This window comes from Elizabethkingia argenteiflava (genome assembly GCF_009904105.1).
In the GTDB taxonomy this organism is placed as follows: Bacteria; Bacteroidota; Bacteroidia; order Flavobacteriales; family Weeksellaceae; genus Elizabethkingia; species Elizabethkingia argenteiflava.
Genome location: NZ_JAAABJ010000297.1, coordinates 24,258 through 32,428, shown reverse-complemented (window position 1 = coordinate 32,428; position 8,171 = coordinate 24,258). Strand labels below are relative to the sequence as shown.

Below are 8,171 nucleotides of genomic sequence, written 5' to 3'. Positions count from 1 at the left end.
TCTCCTGTGAAATACAGAGAAAAGGAAAAACAGAAACTTGCTGTTATAAATTAACAGAAAATAAATTGGGTACAATATGAAAAATTGTCTAATTTTAAATCGTACTAAAAAAGGGAAGCCTACAAATACATGAATCATTTCATTCAAATCTATAAAATTATTTTAAATAAAAACCTTTCAAAATGCTATGTTAATAGTAGGTAGAGGATATATAATCAAATATCCTCAGCCTGATTTATTATATCATTTAAATATCACTCTTTCAGTTCCCATACGTAAAACCTACATCATTTTGTCGAATTTTCTACTACAAAAACAAAGGTATGAAAGCGAATTCAAAACAATACCTTACAACTGTGCGGGCAGTTTTTAAGGCATATCTTCGTGTTTAGCTTCCATAATAACATTAAAACTACCTTCTTTTAGGATGATGCAGTAACTCAATTTTTTTGTTTTTTATATAGAAGTTTAAACAGGTTAAAAGTTCATGTATTCTAAATGCAAAACAAGGTTTTATTAAAAATCTTTGACATGCTTTAATTTAAAATCAAAACATCTTAAATTTATACGAGAGGTACTTTTGTGTTATACTTATCATTCATTAAACATCTTTACAATATGAAAAAGTTAATCGACATTGTCTTTATTCTGGCAGCTTTCGCCCACGTTTCAGCACAAAAAATTATTCATCAGGAAGTTTTTAGCCCTAAAATGAATAAAAAGATCAAAACTATTATTATTACCCCTAATCTTCAGCCTAATGCCACATATCCATCAGTATATATTCTTCATGGCTTTAGTGCAACTCCGGATAGAATTATCAAACAGGACATTCCAGACCTGCTTCAGAAAGCCCAGGAATATAAAACCATTTATATATTGCCTGATGGCAATTACAGTTCATGGTATGTAGATAGCCCAATCGTAAAAGATTCACAATATCAAACTTTTATCGGAAAAGAACTGGTAGAGTTTATGGATAAAAACTATCCTGTAAAAGCAGAGAAAAATTTTCGCGGAATTTTAGGATGGAGTATGGGAGGCTATGGTGCTACCAATATTGGAGTTACCTATAATAAGACATTTAGTATTGTTGGAAGCTCATGCGGATCATTAGACCTTCGTTTATTTGGAGAAGGATATCAGAAACGCATGGTCGACAAAGTATTGGGTCCGGTGGAATCAATAGATCCCAATTTTCTGACCGATAATAAAATTAAATTAATGTCTGAAGCAGGACAACGGTATATTTTTGACTGCGGAACAGAAGATACTGAGAAGGTGAATATGAACAGAAATTTTCATAAAAAACTTATAGAGTCTAAAATCCAACACCTGTATATATAATCTCTCGGAGAACATGTTCCTGAATACTGGAGAAGATCATTATCCGAACAGCTTACTTTATTTGACAAATTCTTTAGAGAATAAACCAATCAATTGTTGAATTATCTGGAAATATAAGATTTATAAAACCGATACGGAGCTTTTCATTTTATCCTCATCGTAAGGATTGAAGAAACCAATGATCTGAAAAAATAATCATCATCACATATTAAAAATCCTTTTTAAACTTCATGTTTAAAAAGGATTTATCATTGATTTGATGTTTAAATATTATGGATATGTTCTAAAAATGTTTAAAGTTTTTACCCAAATGTTCTTCAATTATAAAGAAAGGATCGTCTGTAAGTGTATGAGCTCTCATGTCAATAAGGCTAACTTTACTCATCATACGGAGCATAATTCTTCTTTCGCAGGGATATTCCATCCCATCAATATTTTTGATACCGGCACGGAAGGCAGAGCGTCCATGAGCACATAAATGATTATTAACCACAATAACATCACCCGCCTGAGGCGTGAAATCTGAATAAATTAAATTTCTGGCCTCTTCCCAAAACTCACTTAGATGATGCTGTGCTTCATCCGATTGTTTGATACTTGGGTTAAAAAGCTGCTCAGCAGCATCAAACCTCATAAAAGGCAGCTCATAGTTACCATACAAAATAGAATCCAAGGTATCTTCTTCACTTGTACCTGTCTCCAGATTCGCATCTTTAGGAATTTTATAGATTCTTTCAAAAAGAGGTCTGTAACGCTCTCCGATAGACTCATGAGAACGGATGGAGTACAGGGTCGAAGGTACCTGTTCTTCATTACGAACATACATAAAACTTAAAAAGTCTGCCTGATGTTTCAGGAAGGCATCTTCTGTATGGACATAAAGATCAGTAGAGGATCCTGAACCGGTCTGGGTTTCACACATTTTCTCATCTGGTATGATGGCATGTATCAGCCCGCCACCTTTTCGTTGGGAATAATATTGTACCGGTTTGGAAGGAAGTGCGCCGTGGATCAAGGCACAGGCAAAACCATACAGATTAAACTTTGAATAGTCTGCCGACTGCCAGTTCGGTGGAGTACTGCCTATACTCTCCTGATCAATGTCTATTAATCCTTTAAAGATCAAAGCCCCATATTGATTTTTTGAAAAATCACTTGCGAAATCTGCTGTTATATGTAAAATTCTATCAGGTAGAAAATAAGAAGCAAGCTGATGCACATGTGTTATAAAGTCACGATTTTCATAGCTTCCATATTTTCTCTGAAGATGCTCTATAGCATCTTGTATCATTTTTCTTTCCTGAGATGTGATTTCCAAAACTATAGGAAGCAATTTTGTCTTTGTAATGCTGATGTCATCTAAAATTTCTATAGAATTCATTAAAAAAGATTTTGGAGTTAAGTAATAATTTTTATCTTTGTTTTTTAATTATTCTAAATAAAAATAACAATTCAAATTTATGAATTATTAATTAATCACCAAATAAAAATCTTAAAAAAAAATAAAAATTAAAAACCTGACTAACAGGTATATGTATATATAATATATTCAAAAACAGCTCACAACTTAATTGATTAAAAAAATCACTAGATAAATACTTATATGAACAACAAAGTAATATCCCTTGGAGAGCTTTCAACGGCATCTTTACCTCGCGTTTTGGGGGACTTTGGGAATATTTTTCATCCTGACAATTATGATCATTATCGTAATGCTGTCAACAGTACTTTGGATCTTGTACAGGAATTTCTTTACAGAAATGATAAACCTTTCAGCGGAATAGAGGCTAAAGAAATGAAAGAAAAAGTACAACAGATAGACCTTAATCAGAAACTTTCAAATTATAATGAACTTCTTAGCGAAGTCGATGATATCTATGTCAAACATGCTACGGCTTTTCATCTGCCTCAATATGTTGCCCATCTCAATTGCCCTGTTGTGATTCCGGCTTTGGCAGGAGAAATCCTGGTAAGTGCTATCAATTCTTCCCAGGATACTTATGATCAGAGTGCCGGTGGAACTTTCATGGAAAGGAAACTGATCGACTGGACTGCTGAACAGCTTGGCTTTAGTACTGCGGAAAGCGATGGTGTTTTCACAGCAGGGGGTTCCCAGAGTAACCTTATGGGATTGGTCATGATGCGTGACGTTTATTCTCAGAAAAGATACAATCACAATATTAAAATGGATGGCCTGCCAAGAGAAGCAGGTCGGTTCAGAATATTTGTTTCAGATAAATCTCATTTCAGCAATCTTAAAAATGCTTCCATAATGGGCCTTGGTGAGAAATGTATTGTCAAAGTGCCAACGGATGAAAGATTCCGAATGGAAATCTCTCTGTTGAAAAAATATATCAAAAGAGAAGAGCAGTTGGGAAACATTCCGATTGGAATTGTGGCAACCGCAGGGACTACCGATTTTGGTAATATTGATCCACTCGAGGATATTGCCAATATTGCAGCACATTATAACATCTGGATGCATGTAGATGCTGCATATGGCTGTGCGCTACTGCTCAGTGAAAAATACAGAAATCTACTGAATGGAATAGAAAGAGCAGATTCGGTAACAATAGATTACCATAAGTCTTTCTTTCAGCCTATCAGCAGCAGCGCTTTTATTGTTAAAAATAAAAAAGAGTTGCTGATCCTTAAACATCATGCGGATTATCTGAATCCCAAAGAAATGGATGAAGAGGAAATTCCTGCCCAGATCAATAAATCCATTACCCAGAGCACCCGTAGGTTTGATGCCTTAAAATTGTGGTTTACCTTGAGAATGATGGGCAAAGAACAACTTTCCGAATATACGGATACCATTATCGATCTTACAAAAGCTGCAGCAGCAATAATCACAGAAGATCAGGAATTCGAGCTCCTTTCCGACTCTGACCTCAGTGTACTTGTGTTCCGTCATATAAGGCCTGAGATCAAAGATTGGGATGCTTTGAATCAGTATATCAAGATGAAACTATTCTACAGTGGGGAAATTCTGGTTGCCAGCACAAAAGTCAACGGAAATTTTTATCTGAAGTTTACTTTCCTTAACCCGATAACGACCATAGATGATGTTCACCAAATTCTCACTAAAATTAAGATGCATGGAAAAGACTTTAATACAGAAAAGTAAAACAGAGAAAGCCCAACAAATAACATTCAGAGTTCTTCTCAACGGAATGCTGAGAGAACTTGGAAATGGAAAATTTTACCAAGGAATTCCAAAGTATGATCATCTTACTGCGAAGGCTCTACAGAAAAGCAACCATCTTCTACATATCAGATTCGAGCTTAAGAAAAGTGGTCTGTTTTTATTTGCTCCAGTTATCTACCGCTCCGAAAGTGCTTTTCATGAATACGGTCCTAGGATATGGGCAGTAGATCACCAAAATCAAAAGGTTTTTGAAGTCGATACAGAAAATCTTATTAACCTGATCTATACAGAATTTTCTGACACCTTTCATCAAGAAGGGCTCCAGCGCTTTGCTAACAGAATCCGAAGCAGTATTAAAAACCTGGAATTGACCACTGAAGCCTGTTCACAAAAAGAAAATGTTTTGTCCTATTCATTCATAGAATCGGAACAGCTACTCCCTACAGGACATAACCTGCATCCTTTTACCAAATCAAGAATGGGGTTTTCTGAAGAACAACAACAACTCTATGGTCCGGAATTCGGACAAGGGTTTCAGCTCGATTATTTCCTGATTCATCAGGATCGTATTCATGAAAAATCAGGATCTGGAAAATCAGCTAAAGAGATCTTTGAAAAACTGGCTTCAATCCCTGAAGACTACGACTCTAAAAACACCAATGACTATTCTATTGTTCCATGCCATCCATGGGAAGCCCAGTATTTTTTATCTTCTAAAGAATATGCTCAAATGTCGGAAGCCGGAAAAATTATTCACCTGGGACCATTAGGCGAAGATTTTCAGGCAACATCATCGATCAGGACCTTATATAATCCCGATTTCAAATGGATGCTGAAGTTTTCCCTGCATGTTCTGATGACAGGATCAGTAAGAACCAATAGTCTGAAGGACCTGAAAAGAGGGTATGCTTCAGCGATATGGTGGCAACATCAACGGAGTTCTTTTGAAAAAAGCTTTCCTCATTTTAAATTACTATTGGATTCCGCCGCTTTAAGTGTTGAATATAATGGTAAAAATATTGACAGTTTCAATATATTAATCCGAGAGAATCCTTTTTCATCCGAAGATAAAGTCCTTTTATTGGCGAGATTATGTCAGGATGAACCTGCAGGTGGGTTCAGTTTTACGGCTCACTTCTTCAAAGAGGTAGCACAGCATTTGGGGACTTCACCTGAAAAAGCGGTGATAAAATGGTTTAAAAAATATATTCATTTGTTGCTTTCTCCTTTGAATAGGCTATTTGGCCAGTTGGGAATGGCTTCCGAAGTTCATCAGCAGAATCTGCTGATACACCTTGATGACCAGCTTCTTCCAGCAACCATATTCGTAAGAGACGGACAAGGCTATCTGTTAAGAGAAAGCTTCAAAGAGAAATACCAACACCTGATAAAAAGCTGTCCTGAAATTGAAGATCTTTTTGTCAGGGATGAGCGTCTTTTAGATATTATCTCTCATCATCTTCTGGTAAGTAACCTTGGAGCATTGATTTCTTCCATAGGAAAAACCAGATGGATAAAAGAAAGGCAACTGATCAATATTCTATACAAAGAGTTTGAGCGTATTCATGAAACAGAACCCTCTGATCTTACAGATTATGCTTTACACCAACGATATTGGGCGGTGAAAGCAAACCTTCAGTCTGCGGTTTTTGATGTAGATGGGGGAGTAAATGCTTCGGCCGTTTCTTATGCTAAAGTTCCAAATCTTCTTCACAAATATTTCTTTTCAGATCAGCTCATTTATCCACAGGGAAAGGAGGATTTCTTTAGGCGTTATTTTCAAAAAGAAGACGTAACGATAAGTATGCGGCCGATAGATCTTGAAAATGATCTTGAAATGCTCCACGAATGGTTCAATCGTGAACATGCTATAAAAATATGGCAGATGAACTGGCCCATTGATGAGCTTGAAACCTATTACCGGTTGATGCTTCCAAGTGACGAAGCACATAGCTATATTGTATCAAGCAACGGCGAACCTTCCTGTAATATTGAGATTTACTGGGCATGCAGAGATATGGTAGGAGACTACTATGAAGTATTGCCTACGGATTATGGAACCCATCAGTTTATTGCTCCTGTGGATCCTAAAAAGAAATATGTATCACCTTCCACACAGTTTATGGTAGATTATGTTTTTGCCCAGCCTGAGGTAGGAAAAATGGTAGGTGAAGGATCTGTAGATTCTCTTGCCTCAATGATGAATAAGGCCCATGTTGGGTTTAAAGTCGAAAAAGTCATTGAAATGCCTCATAAAAAAGCCAACCTTAATTTCTGCTACCGGGAATGGTATTGGGAGAAGTTTCCAAACAATAAAGATATACAAATTACTGCAAATATTACAGAAAATGAATAATGAAACCATATATAATGTGATAGGCATAGGTATTGGCCCCTTTAATTTAGGGCTTGCCGCCTTATCCGATCCCATTACGGAACTGAAAACAATTTTCTTCGACCAGAGAGACGGCTTTGACTGGCATCCCGGATTGATGATCGACCATGTAACCTTGCAAACGCCATTTTTATGTGACTGTGTATCCATGGCTGATCCTACCCATCCTTTAAGCCTTCTCAATTATCTAAAGGAAACAGGAAGGCTGTATAAGTTTTTTATCAGAGAGAACTTCTTTGTTCCGAGAAAAGAGTACAACCGCTATTGCCAGTGGGTTGTTGAGCAGCTTCCACAATGCCGCTTTTCAACTCAGGTAGTTGATATTGAATATCAGGATGGTCTTTATTCAGTGACGACTGTTCACACCAGAACAAAAGAAACCACGGTTTTTAAAACAGAAAGATTGATTTTGGGTACCGGAACACAACCTCATATTCCGTCTTTTATCCCTAAAGATGATGCCCGAATCATCCATACCAGTTCCTACCTGTACAGAAAGGAAGAACTTTTGTCTAAAGGCCGCAAAATTGCCATTATAGGTTCAGGACAAAGTGCTGCTGAAGTCTTTTACGATCTGCTTCAGAACAGAAATGAAAGTACGGAATTAGGATGGTATTCACGTCCGGACAGGTTTTTCCCTATGGAATATTCCAAACTGACTTTGGAGCTTACTTCTCCTGACTATGTAGAATATTTTTATAACAGGACCGAGACTTCAAGAAAAGCGATTTTAAGTAAACAGCAAAGCCAGTTTAAAGGGATTAATTACGATCTGATCAATGAGATTTATGATTTTATTTACGATCTGAATATTGACAACGTTGATCCGCTGCTTAAAATCATTCCTAACAGCCAGCTGGATAGAATAGATAATAGCAGTCAGGATTTCATCCATCTTGAATTCACTCAAGTGGAGCAGGAAGTTCCTTATGAACAAGAAGCAGATTATCTGATTCTCGGAACCGGTTACCGTTATCATGAACCTCAGTTCTTAAAAAATATTCAATCCAGAATTAAGAGAGACCCCAACGGATTGTTTGATGTCAACAGAAATTATTCAATAGATCACAACGGTGGTGAAATCTATGTGCTGCATGCAGAAGTGCACACTCATAGCTATATTTCAACAGATCTGGGAATGGCCTCCTATCGTAATTCTTATATCATTAATGATATTCTGGGCCGCGAATATTATAACATCGAGAAAAAAATAGCCTTCCAGGATTTTGACGTAGAAAAATATGCTGATTTACCAACCGCCAAAACTTAATAATAAAG

The 8,171-nt window shown here is 36.6% G+C and carries 5 protein-coding genes; 4 read left to right on the top strand and 1 reads right to left on the bottom strand.

Translation table 11 applies throughout. The features are described from left to right. The first annotated feature begins 618 nt into the window (after positions 1–618). On the top strand, positions 619–1,347 hold the full coding sequence (locus tag GNY06_RS03220; protein ID WP_244614350.1) for an alpha/beta hydrolase: 729 nt from the start codon (positions 619–621) through the stop codon (positions 1,345–1,347). Positions 1,348–1,630: 283 nt separating this feature from the next. On the opposite strand, the gene GNY06_RS03215 is transcribed toward GNY06_RS03220, so the two are convergent. Next, positions 1,631–2,728, bottom strand: coding sequence for a TauD/TfdA family dioxygenase (locus tag GNY06_RS03215; protein WP_166518782.1), 1,098 nt, complete (start codon positions 2,726–2,728; stop codon positions 1,631–1,633). Between the two features lie 222 nt (positions 2,729–2,950). Here GNY06_RS03215 and GNY06_RS03210 point away from each other — a divergent pair, with 222 nt between their 5' ends. Genes GNY06_RS03210 through GNY06_RS03200 form a run of 3 tightly spaced genes read left to right on the top strand, consistent with a single transcriptional unit; the run spans position 2,951 to position 8,163 of the window. Beyond that, positions 2,951–4,477 (top strand): pyridoxal phosphate-dependent decarboxylase family protein, encoded by a 1,527-nt coding sequence (locus GNY06_RS03210; RefSeq protein WP_166518781.1) that lies wholly within the window; start codon positions 2,951–2,953, stop codon positions 4,475–4,477. Further along, positions 4,449–6,854 carry a GNAT family N-acetyltransferase gene (locus GNY06_RS03205; protein ID WP_166518780.1) on the top strand — a complete coding sequence of 802 codons (2,406 nt, stop codon included), beginning with the start codon at positions 4,449–4,451 and terminating at the stop codon, positions 6,852–6,854. Before GNY06_RS03210 ends, GNY06_RS03205 begins: the two co-directional genes overlap by 29 nt. Continuing rightward, positions 6,847–8,163 (top strand): lysine N(6)-hydroxylase/L-ornithine N(5)-oxygenase family protein, encoded by a 1,317-nt coding sequence (locus GNY06_RS03200; protein ID WP_166518779.1) that lies wholly within the window; start codon positions 6,847–6,849, stop codon positions 8,161–8,163. Before GNY06_RS03205 ends, GNY06_RS03200 begins: the two co-directional genes overlap by 8 nt. Positions 8,164–8,171 lie beyond the last annotated feature (8 nt).